Origin of the sequence: Streptomyces sp. W1SF4 (assembly GCF_003950035.1) — a bacterium.
Classification (GTDB): Bacteria; Actinomycetota; Actinomycetes; order Streptomycetales; family Streptomycetaceae; genus Streptomyces; species Streptomyces racemochromogenes.
In genome coordinates, this window is record NZ_CP034350.1 from 2,780,988 (window position 1) to 2,801,419 (window position 20,432).

Here is a 20,432-nt window from a genome sequence, read left to right on the forward strand (position 1 = left end):
CCGGGGCCGGCGCGGCGGGCCCGGGCCGGCCGCGCGGGGAAGAGCACGACCACCGAACCTCAGGAGGGGCAACACCGTATGTGCGGAATCGTCGGTTACATCGGCAAGCGTGACGTGGCGCCGCTGCTGCTCGAAGGCCTGGCACGACTGGAGTACCGCGGATACGACTCCGCCGGCATCGTCGTCAACAGCCCGAAGGCCGCCGCGCTGAAGATGGTCAAGGCGAAGGGCCGCGTCCGCGACCTGGAAGCCCGCGTCCCCAAGCGCTTCGCCGGCACCACCGGCATCGCCCACACCCGCTGGGCCACCCACGGCGCCCCGAGCGACACCAACTCGCACCCGCACCTGGACCCCGAGAACAAGGTCGCCGTCGTCCACAACGGCATCGTCGACAACGCCGCCGAGCTGCGCGCCAAGCTGGAGGCCGAGGGCGTCGTCTTCGCGTCCGAGACCGACACCGAGGTGATCACCCACCTGATCGCCCGCTCCCAGGCCGACAGCCTGGAGGAGAAGGTCCGCGAGGCGCTCAAGGTCATCGAGGGCACCTACGGCATCGCCGTCATGCACGCCGACTTCGCCGACCGCATCGTCGTCGCCCGCAACGGCTCCCCGGTCATCCTCGGCATCGGCGAGAAGGAGATGCTCGTCGCCTCCGACGTGGCCGCCCTGATCGCGCACACCCGCCAGGTCGTGACCCTCAACGACGGCGAGATGGCGACCCTCAAGGCCGACGACTTCCGCACCTACACCACCAGCGGTACGACGACCACCGCCACCCCGGAGACCGTGGAGTGGGAGGCCGCCTCCTACGACATGGGCGGCCACGACACCTACATGCACAAGGAGATCTCCGAGCAGCCCGACGCGGTCGACCGCGTGCTGCGCGGCCGGATCGACGACCGCTTCAACACCGTCCACCTGGGCGGCCTGAACCTGGACCCGCGCGAGGCGCGCGGCATCCGCCGGGTCAAGATCCTGGGCTGCGGCACCTCGTACCACGCCGGTCTGATCGGCGCCGGGCTGATCGAGAGCATGGCCCGCATCCCCGCCGACGCCGAGCCGGCCTCCGAGTTCCGCTACCGCAACCCGGTCGTGGACCCCGACACCCTGTACATCGCCGTCTCCCAGTCGGGTGAGACGTACGACGTGCTCGCGGCCGTCCAGGAGCTCAAGCGCAAGGGCGCCCGCGTCCTCGGCGTGGTCAACGTGGTCGGCTCCGCCATCGCCCGCGAGGCGGACGGCGGCGTGTACGTGCACGCCGGGCCCGAGGTCTGCGTCGTCTCCACCAAGTGCTTCACCAACACGGTGGTGGCCTTCGCACTGCTCGCCGTGCACCTCGGCCGGATCCGGGACCTGTCGGTCACCGACGGCAAGCGGATCATCGAGGGCCTGCGCAAGCTGCCCGCGCAGATCGAGGAGATCCTGAAGGGCGAGGAGGACATCAAGCGCCTCGCCGCCGAGTACGCCGACGCCAAGTCGATGATGTTCATCGGCCGCGTCCGGGGCTACCCGGTCGCCCTGGAGGCCTCCCTCAAGCTGAAGGAGATCTCCTACATCCACGCCGAGGCCTACCCGGCCTCCGAGCTGAAGCACGGCCCGCTCGCCCTCATCGAGCCGGCCATGCCGACGGTCGCGATCGTCCCGGACGACGACCTGCTGGAGAAGAACCGCGCGGCGCTGGAGGAGATCAAGGCCCGCAGCGGCCGCATCCTGGCCGTCGCGCACCGCGAGCAGGAGAAGGCCGACCACACCATCCTCGTGCCCAAGAACGAGGACGAGCTGGACCCGATCCTGATGGGCATCCCGCTCCAGCTGCTGGCGTACCACACGGCCCTGGCCCTGGGCCGGGACATCGACAAGCCGCGCAACCTGGCGAAGTCCGTCACCGTCGAGTAGTCACGGCGCGCGCACGCGGAAGCGGGCGCGGGCACGGCACGCGGAAGGGGTGCCACCGGAACTCCGGTGGCACCCCTTCGCGCTACCCGCGGTCCGGGCCCGTCAGCCCGCGGCGACCGCCCGTCCGGAGGTCCTGCCCAGCGCCATCGGCCAGTTGGCCAGCGCGGCCGTGGCCCCGTACCAGGCCAGCAGCCCGGACACGGCCGCGACCCAGCCGCCCGCCTTGGCCAGGGCGGCGGTGTCCGCGAAGGCGGCTATGGCCAGCAGGAGGAGGGAGAGGGTCAGCAGGCCGTAGACGCCCTGGCCGAACAGCCCGCTCGACGCGGCGAGCGTCAGGGTCAGCGCGAGCATCGCGAAGAGGACGAGAAACGTTCCGGCCGCCTCGTCGGAGACCGAGGCTCCCGCGCCCTTGGCCCAGGTGAACCAGAAGATGCCGAGGCCCGCGAAGGCGGTGCCGTTGAACCCGTTGCCGCCGCGGTACTCCAGGAGGCCGAGGAGGAAGAGGGCCGCCCCGCCGACGTACATGGCGAGCGAGACGGAGTTGGCGGCGGTCACACCCGAGAGGACACCCGTGTGGCCGATACCGAACGCGAGAAGGGTGAGACCCAGGGCGATGTTCCCCAGGGTCGAAGTCGAGGCCTTGCTTCCCGCAGAGACACCATTGTCCACGGCGGGCTCCCTTCGATCTGCAGTTGTTTGCTGCGTCCCAGCAGCATTTATCTACCCTTTACAAGAGGGTTCACAACCGCACAATCGACATACAGCGGGTTACGGAATGACAACAACGGGTCGCTGTGCCCGCTTCGCCAGCCGCCCCGCGACCGAGCCGAAGATCCGGCCGACGATCCCGTGGGTGGAGCCCACCACGATGGCGTCCGCCGAGTACTCCCGGCCGACCTCCTCCAGCTCGTGGCAGATGTCGCCGCCGCGCTCGACGAGGATCCACGGCACCTCGGACAGGTAGTCCGCGCAGGCCAGCTCCAGGCCCAGCACCTCGGTGCGGTGGTCGGGGACGTCCACGAAGACGGGCGGCTCGCAGCCGGCCCACACCGTGGTGGGCAGCCGGTTCGCGACGTGCACGATGATCAGACCGGAACCGGAGCGCCGGGCCATGCCGATCGCGTACGCCAGGGCGCGTTCACTGGACGTGGAGCCGTCGAAGCCAACCACCACGCCGTGACGGAAGGCCGGGTCGCAGGGGTGGCGCGTCTGTTCCACCGCGCGCAGGTCGCTCGATACGGAATCGGCGAGGTGCTTGCGCTTGCGGTCCGCGGGTTCGGGGAATTCGTGACCGGCCATGGTGTCTCGGGGAGGAGTCCTCGGGGGAAGCGACAGGGACGGTTTCGGCGACTCGGATCTTCTGACGACGGGGCCCGTGCCACGAGCGTTTTCGGCGACGCAGCGTGACCATGCTCTGTCCTGGAAGCATCTTTCCAAGCCCTTACCCACCAGGGTACGGCGACACTCCTGTCCTGCACAGGGCATGCCGCCCTTGGAGAGCGTCCCAGGGAGCATGCCGGAGCGCGGGCGCCTTGGCAATGGCAGCTGTCCCCTACAGGCAGTGACCAGAGACCCGCGCGCCACCCGTGCGCGCAGTGACCGAGGGCCGCACCGGGACGTTGGACAGGAGTCCGACCGTCCAGGAAGAGCCCGCAGGGAGTACGCCGTGCCCGGCCATCCGGTTCACCCCGTCCCGCCCGTCCAGCCCGCTCCGATGACGCGGTCCGCCCGGTCCGCCCGCTCCGCGCCGCCCTCGGCGCGCGCTCCGCTTCACCCGTCCGTGCAGTCCGCCGGACGGGTACACGAGGACCCGGCGGGTGACGTGGTGCGCTGGGCGGCCTTCAGCTGCCTGCTCGTGCCGGTCGTCCTGGTGGTCTACGGGACCTCGTACGGCGGGGCCGCCGTGGCGACCCTGGGGCTGGCCGCCGTCACGGCCGCCTGCCGGGTGCTGCTGCGGTACTCGGAGAAGACGGAGCGGGCCGCGGCCCGCGTCCTGTCGGAGGATCCGCTTCCGTCCGGGCACCGCGGCCGGCACTCGCGCACCGGGGCCGGTTCGCACCGCGGCTGCCACGGTTCCGCAGGGACGTCCCCTCACGACTGACCGATTCGCACGTACACACCCGGTTGTTTTCAGCCAACTTCCGGACCCTGTGCTTCCCTTGCCGGAATGTCCCCCCAACCCCCCTACCATCAGCGACTACGGGCGACAGGGGACGATTCGACCCCATGAGTACTGGCCACGGCCGGATCGCGGGCTTCCCCGTCGGGTAGCGGAGTGGAACGCTTCCTGATCGAATGCTTTTCGCCAAGTTGCCAAGTCGACATAGCGCTGCGTGCTGAACTTGTCACGCCGACACCACGGGACGCAGTAGATTCGATCATGTATTTACGGCGGGGGATCCACGTGCAAGGCCGAGGGGAAACGTGCAGGTGCGACCAGACCAAGGAGTCGCGACACCCAAGGGGGGCTTAGCGCCATGAGCCAGGATTCCACCGCCGCTGTCGTCGCAGACGCGGGCCGGAAGCTCGCGGGGCGTCGTCGCAGGGAGATCGTCGCCGTGCTGCTGTTCAGCGGCGGGCCGATCTTCGAGAGTTCCATTCCGCTGTCCGTGTTCGGGATCGACCGGCAGGACGCGGGAGTTCCACGCTACCGACTGCTCGTGTGCGCCGGGGAGGACGGTCCGCTGCGGACCACCGGCGGACTCGAACTGACCGCGCCGTACGGGTTGGAGGCGATCGCCCGGGCAGGCACGGTCGTCGTCCCGGCCTGGCGCTCCATCACCTCGCCGCCCCCGCCGGAAGCGCTCGACGCGCTGCGGCTGGCGCACGAGGAAGGCGCCCGGATCGTCGGCCTGTGCACGGGAGCCTTCGTGCTCGCCGCCGCCGGGCTGCTCGACGGCCGGCCCGCGACGACGCACTGGATGTACGCGCCGACGCTGGCCAAGCGCTACCCGTCCGTCCACGTCGACCCGCGCGAGCTGTTCGTCGACGACGGCGACGTGCTGACGTCCGCGGGCACCGCGGCCGGAATCGACCTGTGCCTGCACATCGTGCGCACCGACCACGGCAGCGAGGCGGCCGGGGCCCTGGCCCGCAGGCTCGTCGTCCCGCCGCGCCGCACCGGCGGCCAGGAGCGCTACCTCGACCGGTCGCTCCCCGAGGAGATCGGCGCCGACCCGCTCGCCGAGGTCGTCGCCTGGGCGCTTGAGCACCTCCACGAGCAGTTCGACGTGGAGACGCTGGCCGCCCGCGCCTACATGAGCAGGCGCACCTTCGACCGGAGGTTCCGCTCGCTCACCGGCAGCGCGCCGCTCCAGTGGCTGATCACCCAGCGGGTGCTCCAGGCACAGCGGCTCCTGGAGACCTCCGACTACTCGGTCGACGAGGTCGCCGGACGCTGCGGCTTCCGCTCGCCGGTCGCCCTGCGCGGCCACTTCCGGCGGCAGCTGGGCTCCTCCCCGGCCGCCTACCGCTCCGCCTACCGCGCCCGCCGTCCCCAGGCCGACGTGCCGGTGTCGGAGATGCAGGGCTCGCCCGTGCCGCACCAGCGCACCCCGCAGCCCCAGCGGGCCGCGGCGGCCCTGGCCGCCTCCGGCCCGAGCGTGACCGAGCTGTACGCCCCGAGCAGGGTGCTGCGCGAGCACGCGTAGCCGTCCCCGCGCGAGCGGAGGGAGGTCCCCCCACCGGTGGAGCACCGGTGGGGGGACCTTCCGCATAAGGTGGGGCGCATGAACGATCGCATGGTGTGGATCGACTGCGAGATGACCGGGCTCTCGCTGACGGACGACGCACTTATCGAGGTGGCCGCGCTGGTCACCGACTCGGAGCTCAACGTGCTCGGCGAAGGCGTGGACATCGTGATCCGCCCGCCGGACGCGGCCCTGGAGACCATGCCGGACGTGGTGCGCGAGATGCACACCGCCTCCGGCCTGCTCGACGAGCTGGCCGCCGGCACGACCCTCGCCGACGCCGAGGCCCAGGTCCTGGCGTACGTGCGGGAACACGTGAAGGAGCCGCGCAAGGCCCCGCTGTGCGGGAACTCGGTCGGCACCGACCGCGGGTTCCTCTCGCGCGACATGCCCGCGCTGGAGAGCCACCTGCACTACCGGATCGTGGACGTGTCCTCGGTGAAGGAGCTGGCGCGCCGCTGGTACCCGCGGGCGTACTTCAACAGCCCGCCGAAGAACGGCAACCACCGGGCGCTCGCGGACATCAAGGAGTCCATCGCCGAGCTGCGCTACTACCGGGAGGCGGTCTTCGTGCCGCAGCCCGGACCCGACTCCGACACCGCCCGCACCATCGCCGCCAAGCACGTCGTCACGGACGAGTAGGCCCTCCGGAGGGGGGCGCGGGGGAAAGGTGGAGCGAGCACCCTCCAACACCCTGTACCCTTTTCTTCGGCCGGTCGTTCTGCGACCGGACATGGTGGGTGTAGCTCAGTTGGTAGAGCACCTGGTTGTGGTCCAGGTGGCCGCGGGTTCAAGTCCCGTCACTCACCCTGCGGGAAGGCCCCGGTACGCGAAAGCGGACCGGGGCCTTCTGCGTTCCCACGGTGCCCTTCCGGTGCCCCGGCCGCCCGGGGCCTTCCGAAGGGGGCGTTCCGTGACTAGCGTCACGGCCGACGGGCAACGGTGTGCGCCGGAGAAACGGGAGGGTCGGCGTGCGGCTGGAGGCTGCCCCATGTCCCGTTCCACCGTGTCCCGGCCCGAGGCCGGGGCCGCTCCCGCAGGGCTGCGCGGGGTGTTCGCCCTCGGCGGGCGCGTCCTGCCCGTGCACGCGTTCCTGGCCCGGCTGCCCGCCGCGCTCTGCCCCGTCGGCACGCTGCTGCTCATCAACGACCGCGACGGCATCGGCGACGCCGGCGCCGTCGCCTCCGCGCTCTGGCTGGGCCAGGCCCTGGGCGGGCCGGTCATCGGGAGGCTGGCCGACCGGCGCGGCCACCGCCCGGTGCTGCTCGTCGCCTGCGCCGCGAACGCCGCCGTGCTGTGCGCCCTGGTCGCGGCCGTGCTGGCCGGGCTGCCGCTGGCCGCCCGGATGGGGCTGGCGGTGGCGGCCGGGCTGACCGTCCCGCAGGTGGGGCCGCTGGCGCGGGCCCGCTGGGCGCGGCTGGCCGGGGAGGACCGGGCCCTGCTGGGTTCCGCGCTGTCCTTCGACACCACCCTCGACGAGATCGGCTTCGTGGTGGGGCCCGCGCTGGCCGGGATCCTCGCGGTGACCGTGCACCCGGCCTCGGCGCTGGTGCTGGCGGCACTCCTGATCCTGGTGTCGGGGACGCTGTTCGCCCTGCACCCGAGCGCGCCCGGACCGGTCGCGGCGGGGGGCGCGCGGGCCGGCGTACGCCTGTGGTCTGCGGGGCTGGCCCTGCTGTTCACCATGGCCGTGCTGCAGGGAGCCGCGTTCGGCGGGGCCAACACGGGCGTCAACGCGCTGGCGGGCTCGCTGGGCGAGGGCGGCGCGGCCGGGCTGGTCTGGGCCGGGATGGCGGTGACCAGCTCCCTCGCCGGCCTGGTGACCGTGGCCCGGCCCGGGAGCGCGGACCTGCCGGTGCGGCTGCGCTGGACGGTCGGGATCCAGGCGCTGCTCACGCTGCCGCTGCTCGCGGTGTCGGGGCTGTGGGGTGCGGCGGCGGCCGTGGCCGGGATCGGGCTGGCCGTGGCCCCGCACCTGATCGCGCTGTTCGGGCTGGCCGAGCGGACCGGCCCGGCGGAGCGGATGGGCGAGGCCATGACCGTGCTGGGCAGCGGCCTGATCGTCGGGCAGGCCCTCGCCGCGGCGGCGGCCGGGCCGCTGGCGGCCGCGTACGGGTACCGGGCCGCGTTCGCGGTGTCGTGCGGGGCGGTGGCCGCGTCGGCCCTGCTGGGGACGGCGGCCGCGGGGCGGGTCCGGTTCGGGCCCGCCGTCACGAGGAACGCAACGCCCCCAGTGCCTTCGCCAGGTCTTCCCCGGTCATGACGGGGGCGACCTCGATCTCGGCGTTGAACTCGTGGAACAGGTCCCAGGTCAGCGAGGGCAGCTGCCCGCTGTCCTGGAGGTCGAAGACGATCCAGCAGGAGCGCACGCCCTCGTGGAGGCCGAAGTAGGCCGCCTCGGGCTTGACCCTGTCCATCAGGCTCTTGATCGCCTGGGGCAGGCCTCCGGTCGTGATGCCCTCGTTGGTGGCGGCCGTGTCCATGTGGGCCCTGAGCATGACTCTCATGCGTGGCTCCTTCCGTCACGGCCACCCTCGGCGCGGTACGGGGGCGCGGCAACATTTGCGCCCCCGTCCGGCGGAGCGGTGCGGGGCGGCGGTCAGGCGGAGGGGCCGCCGGCCGCCTGGATGTGGAAGTTGAACTCGGAGTGCCCGAGGGCGCCCATGACGCGCAGCCACACCGGCAGCAGCATCTCGGTGCCGCGCGCGGTCTCGATGCCGCCGAGGTCGAGGATGGCGCGGTCCGGCCAGCCGAAGGAGCCCAGCAGGTCGTGGACGGTCTTCTTGGCGTCGGCGTCCTCGCCGGAGAGGAAGACGGTGTGCTCGCCCGGCACCCGGGCCGGGTCCACCATGATCTGGCAGTTCATGGTGTTGAGGGTCTTGACCACGCGCAGCCGCGGGAAGGTGCGCTGGATCAGCTCGCCGAGGCTGTCGTCGTTGGCCGGGTCCAGGACGGGCGGGAAGCCCTTGGAGAAGTCCAGCGGGTTCGAGATGTCGATGAGGACCTTGCCGTCCAGGTCGGCCGCGTCGGCCTCGCCCAGGGCGTCGACGCTGACCCGGCCGCCCGTGGCGTTGACCAGGACCTCGCCGTCCCGCGCGGCCGGCGCGAAGCCCGCGAGGCCGATCTCCGGGTGGGCGGCCTGCCATGCGGCGTACTCGGCGCGGGCGAGGGTGGACCGCGGGTCTCGGGTGCCGATGACCACCTCGTGGCCCAGGGAGGCCAGCCGGGCGGCCACCGTACGGCCGACGACACCGGTGCCGAGAACTGCGTAGCGCATGTGGATGTCCCATCAGGTTCGGTTCTGCACGTGCCGGCGCGGGATGCGGCCGCTACGGGGAGGGGGTGTTTACCGGCCCCCAACTGGCGCGATCCGTAAGGTATTCCACGACTCGGCGGAACGTCTGCGTCCAAGATCCCGGCGATTTCCGGAAGGTCGTCGTCCGCGCCGTGGTGCGGGGCCGGCGTGGGGCGCGTCAGGCGCCGCGGCGCTTGCGGCGGGCCCGGCGGCCGCCCTCGCCGCCCCGGGCCCGGCCGTCCAGGGCGATCCACACCCGCACCTCGGTCCCGCCGAGCACCGAGCGCCCGAGCCGCACGTCGCCGCCGGTGGACTCGGCCACCCGGCGCACGATGTCCAGGCCCAGCCCCGTCGAGCCGTCGCGGGCGCCGTCGTTGCCGCGCCGCAGGGCGGCGTCGGGGTCGGCGATGCCGGGGCCGCCGTCGGAGACGAGGACGATGACGGCGTCTCCGGCGTCGTGCACGTCCACCGCGAAGGGCGTGCCCTCCGGGGTGTGCCGGAACACGTTGCCGAGCATGGCGTCGAGCGCGGCCGCCAGCTCGGGCCGGGCCACCGGGATCCGCACCGTGCGGTCCACGCCCGCGAGCCGGACCTCGCGGCCCTCGTCCTCCGCCAGCGCCGACCAGAAGCCCATCCGGTCGCGGATCACCTCGGAGGCGTCGCAGCCGGCGGTGGCGGTGCTGGCGGGCGGGCGCTGCTCGCGGGCGGTGCGGATGATCGTGTCGACCTCCCGCTCCAGCTGCTCCACCGCCGCCCGGGTGTGCTCGGCGGCCGGGCCGTCCCCCAGGGAGGCCGCGTTGAGCCGCAGGACGGTCAGGGGGGTGCGCAGCCGGTGCGAGAGGTCGGCGGCGAGCTCCCGTTCGTTGGCGAGGAGTTCCACGACCTGGTCCGCCATCGAGTTGAACGCGAGGGCCGCCGAGCGGAGTTCCTTGGGGCCGTCCTCGGGCACCCGCGCCCCGAGCCTGCCCTCCCCCAGCTGGTGCGCGGCGTCCGCGAGCCGTTCGGCGGGGCGCACCAGGCGGGCGCCGAGCCGGTCCGCGACGGCCACCGAGCCGATGACGAGGGCGAGTCCGACGCCACCGAGGATCAGCCAGGCGGTGGTGACCCCGTTGCTGACCTCGCTCTCCGGCACGTAGATCTCGATGACCGCGATGTCCCCGGAGCCGAGGGCGATGGGCTGGAGCAGGGCCGATCCCCCGCCGGGGACGCGGGCGGTGGTCGCCCGGCCCAGGGAGCGGGTCTGGGCGACCGCCTGCGCGTCGGCGCGGCCGTCGCCGATGTCCACGGGGGCGGCGCCGCCGATCGCGGGGACGTGCACGGCCATCCGTCCGGCGGCGCCCATCTCGGTGGACTCCACGGCCCGGCGCAGCTGTGCGGGGTCGGTGGTGATGGACAGGGTCGGCCCCATGGTGGCGGCCTGCCGTTCGGCGTTGGAGAAGGCCCGGTCGCTGGCCATCTCCCGCACCACCATCGCCAGCGGCACGGCGAAGGCCAGGACCACCATGGTCGTGACCGCGAGGCACACCTTGACCAGCGCCCATCTCACAGCGGCGGCTCCAGCTTCACCCCGACCCCGCGCAGGGTGTGGAGGTAGCGGGGCCGGGCGGCGGTCTCGCCGAGTTTGCGGCGGAGCCAGGACAGGTGCACGTCTATGGTCTGGTCGTCGCCGTAGGACTGCTGCCAGACCTCGGCGAGCAGCTCCCGCCGGGCCACGACCACCCCGGGCCGGCCGGCGAGGAAGGCCAGCAGGTCGAACTCCCGCCGGGTGAGGTCGAGTACGGCGCCGTCGAGTTCGGCCTGGCGGCGCAGGGGGTCGATGGCGAGGCCGCCGACGCGCAGAACGCGCGAGGGCGGTTCGGCGCCCGCGGCGGCGCGGGCGCGGCGCAGAACGGCGGCCATGCGGGCGGAGAGGTGCTCGACGGAGAAGGGTTTGGTCAGGTAGTCGTCGGCGCCGTCGTTGAGGAGCCGGACGATCTCGGCCTCGTCGTCGCGGGCGGTGGCGATGATGACCGGTACGTCGGTGATGCCGCGCAGCATCTTCAGGGCCTCGGAGCCGTCGAGGTCGGGCAGTCCGAGGTCGAGGATGACCACGTCGAAGCGGTTGTGGGCGACTTCGCGCAGGGCCTCCAGGGCCGTGCCGACGCTGCGCACGGTGTGGGAGGCCTCGGTCAGGTGCCGGATGAGGGCGGAACGTACGAACTGGTCGTCCTCGACCACGAGCACACTAGCCATGGGCGCACCGTAGTCCATCCGGGGGACCCGGGGAGGTGCCGGGACGGGTCTGTGACGTGTGGTGCACTATGTGCCCTGATGCGACGAGGACCTGTACATGCCATGGCCTGGGTGCTGGCGACCGCGGCCGCCGTGACCCTGTCGTGGTGGGGTGTGCACACGGTCATGTCCGGGACGGCCTACGATCCCCCGCGCGCGGTGCCGCTGACGGCCAGGGCGCCGGACGCGACGCCGTCGTCCTCCTCCACCCGGGCGCCGGATCCGACGCCCTCGCCTTCCGGTTCACCGTCCGCGTCCCCGTCCGCCTCCGCGTCCGCGCCGGACCGGGCCGGGGCGGCGCCCTCGGCGTCCGCGAGGTCGAAGCAGGCGCCGGCGCCGGGCCAGCGCCCGTACCCGGAGGGCGGTCAGGGCGGCGGGTCCGGCACGGTGAAGAGCTACTCGGTGTCGGGCGGCCGGGTCGTCTTCGACCTCGGGGCCACCTCGGCCGGGCTGGTCTCGGCGACACCGGAGGCGGGCTGGCGGATGCAGGTGTGGAAGCAGGACTTCTGGATCCGGGTCACCTTCACCCAGGGCAGCCGCGAGGTGTCGGTGTTCTGCACCTGGCACGACCATCCGCCGATGGTGGAGACCGTCGACCCGTAGGGGCTGGGCGCGCTCCCCGCGGCCCGCCGCTCAGCGGAAGACCGAGGGCGGGGGCTGGGGGGAGGGGACCGCGGAGGCGTCCCTCACCGGGGTGGCTCCGCCCGTGAAGCCGGCCAGGGCGCGGCCGTGTTCGACCCGGCCGGGGTGCGGGTCGCTCGCCACGCGGCGGGTGAACTCGGCCACGGGCAGCTCCCGGTCGGAAGCCACGAGGACCGCATTGCCGAAACGTTTCCCCCGCCAGACGACGGGGTCCGCCGCCAGCGCCAGCTCCGCGAACCGGGAGGCGGCCGTCGCGACCTGGCCCCGCAGGTGCGCCAGCGGCGGGCCGTCCGCCAGGTTGGCCACGTACCAGCCGGTGGGCGACAGCGCCCGGCGCACCTCGTCCAGGAACTCCCCGCTGGTCAGGTGGGCCGGGGTGCGCGCCCCGCTGAACACGTCCGCGATGACCAGGTCGGCCCAGCCGTCCGGCACCTTCGCGAGCCCCGCCCGCGCGTCCACGGCGCGTACGCGGATCCGCGCCTGCGGGTCCAGCGGCAGGTGTTCCCGCACGAAGGCCACCAGGGCCCCGTCCACCTCCACCACCTGCTGCGTGGACCGGGGGCGCGCGACGGCGGTGTAGCGGGCCAGGGTGAAGGCGCCGCCGCCCAGGTGCACCACGTTCAGGGGCTGCCGGGCGGGCGCGATCAGGTCGATCAGGTGGCCGATCCGGCGCTGGTAGGCGAAGTCCAGGTGGCCGGGGTCGTCCAGGTCCACGTGGGACTGCGGGGCGCCGTCGATCAGCAGGGTCCAGGCGCGGGAGCGCTCGCGGTCCGGTGCCAGCTCCGCCAGCCCGCCGCCCACCTGTCCGCAGAGCGGTCCGGCGGCCGGTATCGCGCCGCCCCTGTTACCCCTGCCGCCCTTGCCTCTGCTGCCCTTGCCTGTGCCTGCCACGCCCCCATTATCGCTGGCCAGGGCATCACCGGCAGTTGTCGGCCGCCTCGATGAGCCGGGCCGCCTCGCCCAGCGCGGCGCGCAGCACCTCGGGGTCGGTGACCGGCCCCACGGCGTCGGGGGGCAGCAGCCAGCCCGTACCGCCCGCCGTGGGTGCGGCGGCGAGGTCACCGAAGCGCATGCCGCGCCCGTTGCTCTGCGTACAGGCACTGCCGGGCAGGTCCCATGCGTCGGCCGTGCCGGGCGGGACGAGGAAGGCGAGGGTGTCGCCGGAGCCGTCGTGCAGGACCGGGCCGACGCCGGGGGCGGCCAGGCCCGCGCCGCGCCGGATGATGTCCACCGCCTCCAGGCCCTGACGGGCGGGCACGGTCACCAGGTCCGGGGCCTCGAGGGGGACCCGCAGGCCCGGAGCCGGGGCCGGGGCCGGGGAGGTCGCGCCGGGCTCGGGCGCGGTGTTCGTTCCGATGCTGTCCATGCCGGCCTCCACCAAGGGGAACCCCTCCTCGATCCGTATCCGCATGGGTTCAACGCGCGGAAGCGTCAACGGGTGCGGCGGCAAGACGCCGCAAAGGATGGCAGTTCATGGCGGATCGCGGGTGAGATATCCGTTTTGTAGCCAAACACCGTGTGAGGCGCCCGGCGGCGGCGGTACGTTCATGCGCGCCGGAACCCTGAATCCGGAGCGAGACCGACAGGGATCGACGGGGGTCCTGCCTTCCTGCGGGACACCCGGGATCGTCCAGAGAGGCACACGTCCATGGCGGCGTCCCCCCACTCACCCAACTCCTCCTTCCGCCGCCTGCGCGGACAGCACTCCCCCGCCGAGTTCGCGGCCATGGTCCGCCGCGCCGCCCGGGAGATCGGCGAAACGGTTTCCTGCGACGCCCGCTACATCGGCCGGGTCGAGTCGGGCGAGATCCGCTGCCCCAACTACGCCTACGAGCGGGTCTTCCTCCACATGTTCCCCGGCCGCACCCTGGCCGACCTCGGCTTCTCCCCGCGCGAGGCGGTGCGCGGCCGGGGGGCCCAGCGCGCACTGCCGACGCCGCCGGTCTTCACCCACCTCGTCCAGCGTTCCAAGGAGAGCGACGTGCTGCGCCGCGCGTTCATGACGGGCGGCTCCGCGACCGTGGCGGCCGCGACGCTCAGCCTCACCCTGCTCGGCGACGCCCGCAGGATCCCCTCCCGCGCCGGGGAGGCCGAGGCGGCCGCGGTCGAGGACGCGGTACGGCAGATCCGGCTGCTGGACGACCGGCACGGCGCCGACGCCCTCTACCGGCGGGCGGCACAGCCCCTGAGGACCGCGTACGCGCTGCTCGACGCGGGCACCACCCGCCAGTCCACCGAGGACCGGCTGCACGCGGGGGCCGGGGAACTGGCCATCTCGGTGGGCTGGCTGGCGCACGACTCGGGCCGTTTCGAGGACGCCCGCTCGCACTACGCGGAGGCCCTCGCCACCGCCCGGGTCTGCGGCAACGCGGCCCTGGAGGCGCACGCCTTCAGCAACATGGCCTTCCTGGCCCGGGACCGCGGCCGCCACCGCGAGTCGGTACGGGCCGCCCAGGCGGGCCGGCGCGCGGCCCGCTCCCTGGGCTCGCCCCGGCTGCTGGCGCTGCTGGCGCTGCGGGAGGCGGGCGGCTGGGCGGGCCTCGGGGACCGCCGGGCGTGCGAGGAGTCCCTGGCGCGGGCGCACGCGGAGTTCGCGCGGGGGACGTCGGCCGCCGACCCGGAGTGGATGTCCTTCTTCGGCGAGGCCGAGCTGGAATCGCTGGAGTCCGGCTGCTGGGCCGCCCTCGGGGAACACGCCCGCGCGGCCCGGCACGCCCGGCGGGCGGCGGACCTCCAGGACCCGCACTTCGCGCGCAACGTCGCCCTCTACACGGCGGAGCTCGCCGACGACCTGGCCCGGGCGGGAGCGCCCGACGAGGCCGCCTGGGCGGGCGGCCGGGTCCTGGACCTGCTGACCGAGGTCCACTCGACCCGGATCCGGTCGATGCTGGCGGGCACGGCCCACACCCTGGTCCCCCACCAGCGCTCCCCGCGCGTGGGCGCCTTCCTGACGCGCCACGCCCAGGCCTGACGCTCCGCCGGTGGCGCGGGGCGCCCTGCGGGGAGGGCGGCCCGGGGTTCGGGTGCGGGTGCGCCGTGGCTGGTCGCGCAGTTCCCCGCGCCCCTGGCGGGGGCACGGCCCCGGCGGCGGCTGGCCTGCCGGGGCCGGGCGGCCCGGGGTTCGGGTGCGGGTGCGCCGTGGCCGGGCGCGCAGTTCCCCCCGCCCCTGGCGGGGCAGGGCCCGGGCGGTCAGCCTTCCAGGTGGCCCGTGTCGTTCCAGCGTTCCAGGGCCGGGGCGCCGTAGGCCCAGCCCAGGACCGACAGGGAGGTGGGGTCCAGGCGGATGCGGGCGCCGAAGGAGGCCTCGAAGCCCAGCCAGCGGGCGGCCAGGGTGCGCAGGATGTGGCCGTGGGCGAAGACGAGGACGTCGCGTTCGGCCGCGCGGGCCCAGGCCACGACCTCGTCGGCGCGCGCCGAGACGTCGGCGACGGACTCGCCGCCGGGGACCCCGTCGCGCCAGATCAGCCAGCCCGGCCGGACCGCCTGGATCTCGGCCGGCGTCATGCCCTCGTAGTCGCCGTAGTCCCACTCCATCAGGGTGTCCCAGGCATCGGCCTGGGCCCCGAAGCCGGCCAGGTCGCAGCTCTCGCTCGCGCGGACCAGCGGGCTCGTGCGCACCTCCAGGCCGCGCAGGCCCGCCCAGGGTTCCCGGGCCAGGCGCTCGCCGAGCCGCTTCGCCCCCAGCCTGCCCTCCTCCAGCAGCGGCACGTCCGTGCGTCCCGTGTGCTTGCCGAGCAGGGACCATGCCGTCTGGCCGTGGCGGGCCAGCAGGATGCGGGGGGCCATCTGTGTTTCTCCCGGTCCGTGGGGGTTCCGTCCGTCCATCATCGCCGACGCCGTCGCAAGCGCGGCGACCGGACCGTTTCCGCCGTATGACCACGATTGTCAGTGGCGGATGGGACACTTCCGCCCGTGAGCTCCTACCCGCCCGACGGCCCGCCCCAGACGACACTGCGGCAGCGGCTCGCCGACCTGCGCGGCCCCGCCGTGCCGCCGCGCCCGCTCGACGCGCGCGCGCTCGCCGCCCTCGCCGCCAATCCCGGCTGCGGCAGACGGGCCCTGCTCGACGGCGCCGGGGTGGACAAGACGGCGCTCGCGGCCGCGCTGGGCTCCCCCGCCGCCTTCGGGCAGTCGCAGTTCGCGATCGTCCGCGGCAACTCCTTCGAGGCCCGGGTCAAGGGCGACGGCGGAGTGGAGCTGCTGCGGCTGACGCACGCCCGTCTCGGCGGGGGGGCCGAGCCGCCCGGGCCGGACTCCCGGGTGCCGGACCTGACCGCCGCCGGGCCCGAGGGGCGTGCCGCGCGGACGGCGCTGGCCCTGCGGGAGGCCACCGCCGCGGGGACGTGGACGCTGCTGGACCATCCGATGCTGGCCCTGGAGGTGGCGGGCACCCCCGCGTACCTGGAGCCCGACGCCGTCGTGGTCCACCCCGACGGCCGCTGGACCGTGGTGGAGATCAAGTCGTTCCCGATGATCGACGGGGCCGCCGACGCCGCGAAGGTGGGGGCCGCCGCGCGGCAGGCCGCCGTGTACGTGCTGGCCCTGGAGCAGACCGCCGGGAAGCTGGCGGGCGCCGAGGTCGGCCACCAGGTGCTGCTCGTCTGCCCGAAGGACTTCTCCAACCTGCCCGCCGCCGCGCTCGTGGACGTACGCCGGGAGCGGGCGGTGACCCGCCGCCAGCTGGAGCGGCTGACCCGGGTGGAGGAGCTGGCCGAGGGGCTGCCGCAGGGGCTGTGCTTCGACCCCGCCCGGCCCGCCGCCGAGCTGACCGAGGCCGTCTCGGCGGTCTCCGCCTCCTACGCCCCCGAGTGCCTCGCCGCCTGCGAACTGGCCTTCCACTGCCGGGAGCGGGCCCGCGAGGCCGGGGAGCCGGCCGCGCTGGGCCGTTCCGTACGGGGCGAGCTGGGCGGCCTGACCACCGTCGAGGCCGCCCTCGCCGCAGCCGCCGGGGCGCGGTCCGACGCCGGAGCGCACGCCGGCTCCGGACCTGGCACCGACCCCACCGCCGCCGCCCTGCGCGAGGCGGCCCGGCTGCGGGCCGAGGCGCTCGCGTCGGCCGCCGCCCGACCCCCGTACCAGGCCCCGGAGACCCCCGAATGCCCCTGCTGAGCACCCTGGCCCGGCTGGAGGCGGTCCGCGCGGGCCGCGCCCAGCCGCTCGCGACCGTGCGGCACCGCCACCTGAGCGAGCGACCGCTGGTCTTCGTACCGCTGACCACCGCCGGCGAGGCGGGCGCCCCGCTGGGCGCGATGCTGGGCACCGACCGGCACGAGCCGCGGATCTTCGTCATACCCCAGCCCCGCGACCGGGACCTGCGCTGGCGGTTCCTCGGCGACCTCGCCGTGCAGGTGATGGCGTACGTGGACGCGTACGCGGACGTCGTCGAGCCGGCCGAGCGCACCGAGACCGACCCGGAGACCGGCAAGAAGGTCAAGGTCGAGGCCGAACTGTGCGTGGACGCCCCGCAGATCCTCGTGCCGAGCCGGGCGGGCATCGAGTACGTGCGCCTGCTGGGCCGGTCCATGCGCTTCCGCCGGACCGCCGAGGAGGACCCGGAGAACCCCTACCCGGCCCCCACCCAGGTGCCGCTGCTCGGCCGCTGGCTCACGCACCTCGCCGAACGCTCCCGCGTCCCCGGCTCCTCCATGCTGCTGTCCGCCACCGACCTGCTGGGCCGGCACTGGGCCACGGGCCAGAGCGACCTGGAGGACCAGCACCTCGGGGCGCTGCTCGGCTGGATCGACCCGCCGGAGGGCCTCTCGGGCGCCGAGTTCGCGCTGCGCGTGGAGCTCGCGCGGGGCGCGGACGGGCAGCTGGAGGTCCCGCCGGCCGGCCCGGCCACCGACCCCGCCTTCGACAACAAGCTGCTCGCGCCGGCGATCGCCAGGTTCGACGCGGCCCGGGCGGCGGTCGGCGGGACGTCCGAGGGGGACGGCGTACGCCGGGCCGAGCGGGCGGTCCGGCAGCTGGTCCTGAGCCAGATGGAGACCGCCTGGTGGCAGACCTGGGCGGCCGTCGACCTGATGCGCACGCTGCCGCCGGGCGAACGGACCGAGGAGCGCTGGACCCGCGACCGCTGGTCCTTCACGGGTCACCGCGACCGGGTCCGGGCGGGCGAGCCGCCGCAGCCGCGCCGGGACGACGCGGTGACGGCCGCCCAGAAGCTGGCCACGCGGGAGACCGAGCAGGTGCGGCTCGACGCGCAGGAGGCGCTGGACGACCCGCTCGTGATGGCGGGCCGGCGGTTCGCGGGCGAGGCCTTCGCCGGGGAGGTCACCGAGGTGCTGATGGAGTGGTCCGAGGGCAAGCGCCCCCGGCCGCGCCCCCTGGTGACGGTGGCCACCGAGGACCGGCCGCAGCTGGCGGACGCGGGCGGCGGGAAGGTGTTCCGCTCGCTGGACGGTCGGCAGCAGGCCTTCGAGTTCGTGCGGTACGAGGAGGACGGGCAGCTGGTGCTGCGCGTGCTCGACAAGATGGGCGCGGGCCGGGAGCCGGTGGCGGGCTCGGTGCCGGAGAAGGGCGACCGGGACTGCTGGACCCTGTTCGAGCACGACGCGCGCGGCGGCCCGAAGCTGCCCGACCCGGAGCACACCCCGTGGACGCACGGCGGGCCGCCGGGCTCCGCGACCGCCGCCGCCCCCGCCCTGGACGCCGTGACCGACGAGGACCTGCTGTGACCGCCGCCTTCGACCCGGGCGCGGCCGCCGACCGGGCCACCGCCGCAATCCTCCACGACACCCTGCACGGCACCGCGCGGGGCGTGGTGGTGGACTCCCCGCCGGGCGCCGGCAAGTCGACGCTCGTGGTGCGGGCGGCCCGGGAGCTGGCCGCGGCCGGGCGCCGGCTGATGGTGGTCGCGCAGACCAACGCGCAGGTCGACGACCTGGTGCTGCGGCTCGCCGAGAAGGACCCGGAGCTGAAGGTGGGCCGGCTGCACAGCAGTGACGGCGACGCCTACGACCCGGCGCTGCGCGGGCTCCCGTCGGTCACCCTGTCGGCCAAGCCGGCGGACCTGGCGGAGCTGCCGGTCACCATCTCCACGGCCGCCAAGTGGGCGTACGTGAAGGCCGACGCGCCGTGGGAGCACGCGATCGTCGACGAGGCGTACCAGATGCGCTCGGACGCGCTGCTGGCGGTGGCCGGGCTGTTCGAGCGGGCGCTGTTCGTGGGCGACCCGGGGCAGCTGGACCCGTTCAGCGTGGTCGGCGCGGAGCAGTGGGCCGGGCTGTCGTACGACCCTTCGGCGTCGGCGGTCTCCACCCTCCTCGCGCACAACCCCGGGCTGCCGCAGCACCGGCTGCCGGTGTCGTGGCGGCTGCCGGCGACGGCGGCGCCGCTGGTCTCGCGCGCCTTCTACCCGTACTCGCAGTTCCGCAGCGGCACCGGCCCCGGCGAGCGGCGCCTCGCGTACGGGGTCGCGGGCGACGGCTCGGGCCCGGACCGGGTGCTGGACGAGGCCGCCGCGTCGGGCTGGGGGCTGCTGGAGCTGCCGGCCCGGCACACCCCGCGGACGGACCCGGAGGCGGTGGGGGCGGTGGCGCTGGTGGTGCGCCGGGCACTGGACCGGGGCGCGGTGACCTCCGACGAACGCTCCCCCGCCCCCACCCCGCTGACGGCGGACCGCATCGCCGTCGGCACCGCCCACCGCGACCAGGCGGCGGCGGTCCGTACGGCGCTGGCGTCCCTCGGCGTCACGGGGGTCACGGTGGACACCGCGAACCGGCTCCAGGGCCGCGAGTACGACCTCACGGTGGTCCTGCACCCCCTGTCGGGCCGCCCCGACGCGACGGCGTTCCACCTGGAGACGGGTCGCCTGTGCGTCCTGGCCTCCCGGCACCGGCACGCCTGCGTGGTGGTGGCCCGGGCGGGGATAGCGGAGCTGCTGGACGACCACCCGTCGACGGAGCCGGTGCAGCTGGGCGTGACCGTCAAGTTCCCGGACGGCTGGGAGGCGAACCACTCGGTCCTCGCCCACCTCGCCGAACACCGCGTCCCCTGGCGGCCGTGAGAGGATCCGGGGCGGTATTCAAGGGGGGCGGTCCGCATGGGACTTGACTACGGCTACCAGATCTACCTGCCGGCGCGGAACGTCGCCCGGGCACTGGGCGAACTCACCCGGCTGGCGCCGCCCCACGACCGGGTGCCGCCGCTGGCGGTCACCCTGCCCGGCGGTGAGCGGGTCACCGTCCCGTTCACGTCCGGGTTCAAGAGCGAGCCGGTCGACTGCTCCGCGGGCGGCTCGCTCGACCTCGACACCTCGATCATGTTCGGCGCCGACGACGCTGTGCGCGCGTACGTCGACGGCCGCGGCCTGGTGCCCGACGGGCTCGGGAGGCTCCAGGTCGGGTACATCTACATGATGGGGACGTTCGAGTCGCCGCTCCACCCCCGCCACGCGCTGCTGGATTTCACCGCGGCCACCTCCGAGATGAGCCGGCTGTTCGAGCGCTCGGCGAGCATCAGGGAGGTGTTCACCGGGCTGGCGGCCGCCTCCGGCGCCGTGTGCTGCCTGCTCGACACCGAGAGCGAGACCTCCCGGGCGACCTGGCTGAACGGCCGCCCAGTCGACGAAGCCGTCCCGGGCATCTACTCCGAGGGCTTCCGCGAGTTCACACAGACCTGGGACGACTGACGGCCGG

The 20,432-nt window shown here is 74.3% G+C and carries 20 protein-coding genes and 1 tRNA gene; 12 read left to right on the plus strand and 9 right to left on the minus strand.

The window, feature by feature from the left end:
- The first annotated feature begins 78 nt into the window (after window positions 1-78).
- Complete coding sequence (gene glmS, locus D1J60_RS12890) at window positions 79-1,896, plus strand: glutamine--fructose-6-phosphate transaminase (isomerizing) (RefSeq protein WP_125594138.1); 1,818 nt, start codon at window positions 79-81, stop codon at window positions 1,894-1,896.
- A 102-nt stretch (window positions 1,897-1,998) separates the two neighbouring features.
- On the opposite strand, the gene D1J60_RS12895 is transcribed toward glmS, so the two are convergent.
- Both D1J60_RS12895 and D1J60_RS12900 read right to left on the minus strand, forming a co-directional pair.
- Window positions 1,999-2,565, minus strand: a complete 567-nt coding sequence (locus tag D1J60_RS12895; RefSeq protein ID WP_125821197.1) for a GPR1/FUN34/YaaH family transporter — start codon at window positions 2,563-2,565, stop codon at window positions 1,999-2,001.
- Window positions 2,566-2,664: 99 nt separating this feature from the next.
- Window positions 2,665-3,195, minus strand: coding sequence for a universal stress protein (locus tag D1J60_RS12900; RefSeq protein ID WP_007264195.1), 531 nt, complete (start codon window positions 3,193-3,195; stop codon window positions 2,665-2,667).
- Between the two features lie 415 nt (window positions 3,196-3,610).
- Here D1J60_RS12900 and D1J60_RS12905 point away from each other — a divergent pair, with 415 nt between their 5' ends.
- The 5 genes from D1J60_RS12905 to D1J60_RS12925 all read left to right on the plus strand — a co-directional run bounded on the left by D1J60_RS12905 (window position 3,611) and on the right by D1J60_RS12925 (window position 7,848).
- A complete protein-coding gene (locus D1J60_RS12905; protein WP_125821198.1) occupies window positions 3,611-3,997 on the plus strand; it encodes a hypothetical protein in 387 nt (128 codons plus the stop codon).
- 376 nt (window positions 3,998-4,373) lie between these two features.
- Window positions 4,374-5,546, plus strand: a complete 1,173-nt coding sequence (locus D1J60_RS12910) for a helix-turn-helix domain-containing protein (RefSeq protein ID WP_125594141.1) — start codon at window positions 4,374-4,376, stop codon at window positions 5,544-5,546.
- A 78-nt stretch (window positions 5,547-5,624) separates the two neighbouring features.
- Window positions 5,625-6,227, plus strand: coding sequence for an oligoribonuclease (gene orn / locus D1J60_RS12915; protein WP_007264198.1), 603 nt, complete (start codon window positions 5,625-5,627; stop codon window positions 6,225-6,227).
- A 94-nt stretch (window positions 6,228-6,321) separates the two neighbouring features.
- Window positions 6,322-6,394, plus strand: a tRNA-His gene (locus tag D1J60_RS12920).
- A gap of 182 nt (window positions 6,395-6,576) precedes the next feature.
- Complete coding sequence (locus D1J60_RS12925; RefSeq protein WP_125821199.1) at window positions 6,577-7,848, plus strand: MFS transporter; 1,272 nt, start codon at window positions 6,577-6,579, stop codon at window positions 7,846-7,848.
- Here the strand turns inward: D1J60_RS12925 and D1J60_RS12930 are convergent.
- The 4 genes from D1J60_RS12930 to D1J60_RS12945 all read right to left on the minus strand — a co-directional run bounded on the left by D1J60_RS12930 (window position 7,796) and on the right by D1J60_RS12945 (window position 11,112).
- On the minus strand, window positions 7,796-8,092 hold the full coding sequence (locus D1J60_RS12930) for a DUF3303 family protein (protein ID WP_125821200.1): 297 nt from the start codon (window positions 8,090-8,092) through the stop codon (window positions 7,796-7,798). The two genes, D1J60_RS12925 and D1J60_RS12930, sit on opposite strands and share 53 nt — an antisense overlap.
- A gap of 92 nt (window positions 8,093-8,184) precedes the next feature.
- Window positions 8,185-8,862 carry an NAD(P)-binding domain-containing protein gene (locus tag D1J60_RS12935; protein WP_125821201.1) on the minus strand — a complete coding sequence of 226 codons (678 nt, stop codon included), beginning with the start codon at window positions 8,860-8,862 and terminating at the stop codon, window positions 8,185-8,187.
- 196 nt (window positions 8,863-9,058) lie between these two features.
- A complete protein-coding gene (locus D1J60_RS12940; RefSeq protein ID WP_125821202.1) occupies window positions 9,059-10,426 on the minus strand; it encodes a HAMP domain-containing sensor histidine kinase in 1,368 nt (455 codons plus the stop codon).
- Complete coding sequence (locus tag D1J60_RS12945) at window positions 10,423-11,112, minus strand: response regulator transcription factor (protein ID WP_185899126.1); 690 nt, start codon at window positions 11,110-11,112, stop codon at window positions 10,423-10,425. Before D1J60_RS12945 ends, D1J60_RS12940 begins: the two co-directional genes overlap by 4 nt.
- Window positions 11,113-11,190: 78 nt before the next feature.
- On the opposite strand from D1J60_RS12945, the gene D1J60_RS12950 reads away from it, so the two are divergent.
- Window positions 11,191-11,754 carry a hypothetical protein gene (locus D1J60_RS12950; RefSeq protein ID WP_125594146.1) on the plus strand — a complete coding sequence of 188 codons (564 nt, stop codon included), beginning with the start codon at window positions 11,191-11,193 and terminating at the stop codon, window positions 11,752-11,754.
- A 30-nt stretch (window positions 11,755-11,784) separates the two neighbouring features.
- Here the strand turns inward: D1J60_RS12950 and D1J60_RS12955 are convergent, their stop codons facing one another.
- Window positions 11,785-12,624: a fused MFS/spermidine synthase gene (locus D1J60_RS12955; RefSeq protein WP_241253551.1), complete on the minus strand. Its 840-nt coding sequence runs from the start codon at window positions 12,622-12,624 to the stop codon at window positions 11,785-11,787.
- A gap of 85 nt (window positions 12,625-12,709) precedes the next feature.
- Window positions 12,710-13,159 (minus strand): hypothetical protein, encoded by a 450-nt coding sequence (locus tag D1J60_RS12960; protein ID WP_125821204.1) that lies wholly within the window; start codon window positions 13,157-13,159, stop codon window positions 12,710-12,712.
- Between the two features lie 282 nt (window positions 13,160-13,441).
- Between D1J60_RS12960 and D1J60_RS12965 the strand changes: the two genes are divergently transcribed.
- Window positions 13,442-14,764, plus strand: coding sequence for a tetratricopeptide repeat protein (locus D1J60_RS12965; protein ID WP_125821205.1), 1,323 nt, complete (start codon window positions 13,442-13,444; stop codon window positions 14,762-14,764).
- A 218-nt stretch (window positions 14,765-14,982) separates the two neighbouring features.
- Here the strand turns inward: D1J60_RS12965 and D1J60_RS12970 are convergent, their stop codons facing one another.
- Window positions 14,983-15,579, minus strand: a complete 597-nt coding sequence (locus tag D1J60_RS12970; protein WP_125594150.1) for a histidine phosphatase family protein — start codon at window positions 15,577-15,579, stop codon at window positions 14,983-14,985.
- A 126-nt stretch (window positions 15,580-15,705) separates the two neighbouring features.
- Here D1J60_RS12970 and D1J60_RS12975 point away from each other — a divergent pair, with 126 nt between their 5' ends.
- From D1J60_RS12975 to D1J60_RS12990, 4 genes are read left to right on the plus strand one after another with little or no spacing between them, the layout of a single operon-like run.
- Window positions 15,706-16,902 (plus strand): hypothetical protein, encoded by a 1,197-nt coding sequence (locus D1J60_RS12975; protein WP_125821206.1) that lies wholly within the window; start codon window positions 15,706-15,708, stop codon window positions 16,900-16,902.
- The gene (locus D1J60_RS12980; protein ID WP_125821207.1) at window positions 16,890-18,470 is read left to right on the plus strand and encodes a hypothetical protein; all 1,581 of its coding nucleotides are present in this window, start codon (window positions 16,890-16,892) and stop codon (window positions 18,468-18,470) included. Before D1J60_RS12975 ends, D1J60_RS12980 begins: the two co-directional genes overlap by 13 nt.
- Window positions 18,467-19,801: an AAA domain-containing protein gene (locus tag D1J60_RS12985; RefSeq protein WP_125821208.1), complete on the plus strand. Its 1,335-nt coding sequence runs from the start codon at window positions 18,467-18,469 to the stop codon at window positions 19,799-19,801. Before D1J60_RS12980 ends, D1J60_RS12985 begins: the two co-directional genes overlap by 4 nt.
- Window positions 19,802-19,837: 36 nt before the next feature.
- Window positions 19,838-20,425: a hypothetical protein gene (locus D1J60_RS12990; RefSeq protein ID WP_125821209.1), complete on the plus strand. Its 588-nt coding sequence runs from the start codon at window positions 19,838-19,840 to the stop codon at window positions 20,423-20,425.
- The last annotated feature ends 7 nt before the right edge of the window (window positions 20,426-20,432 follow it).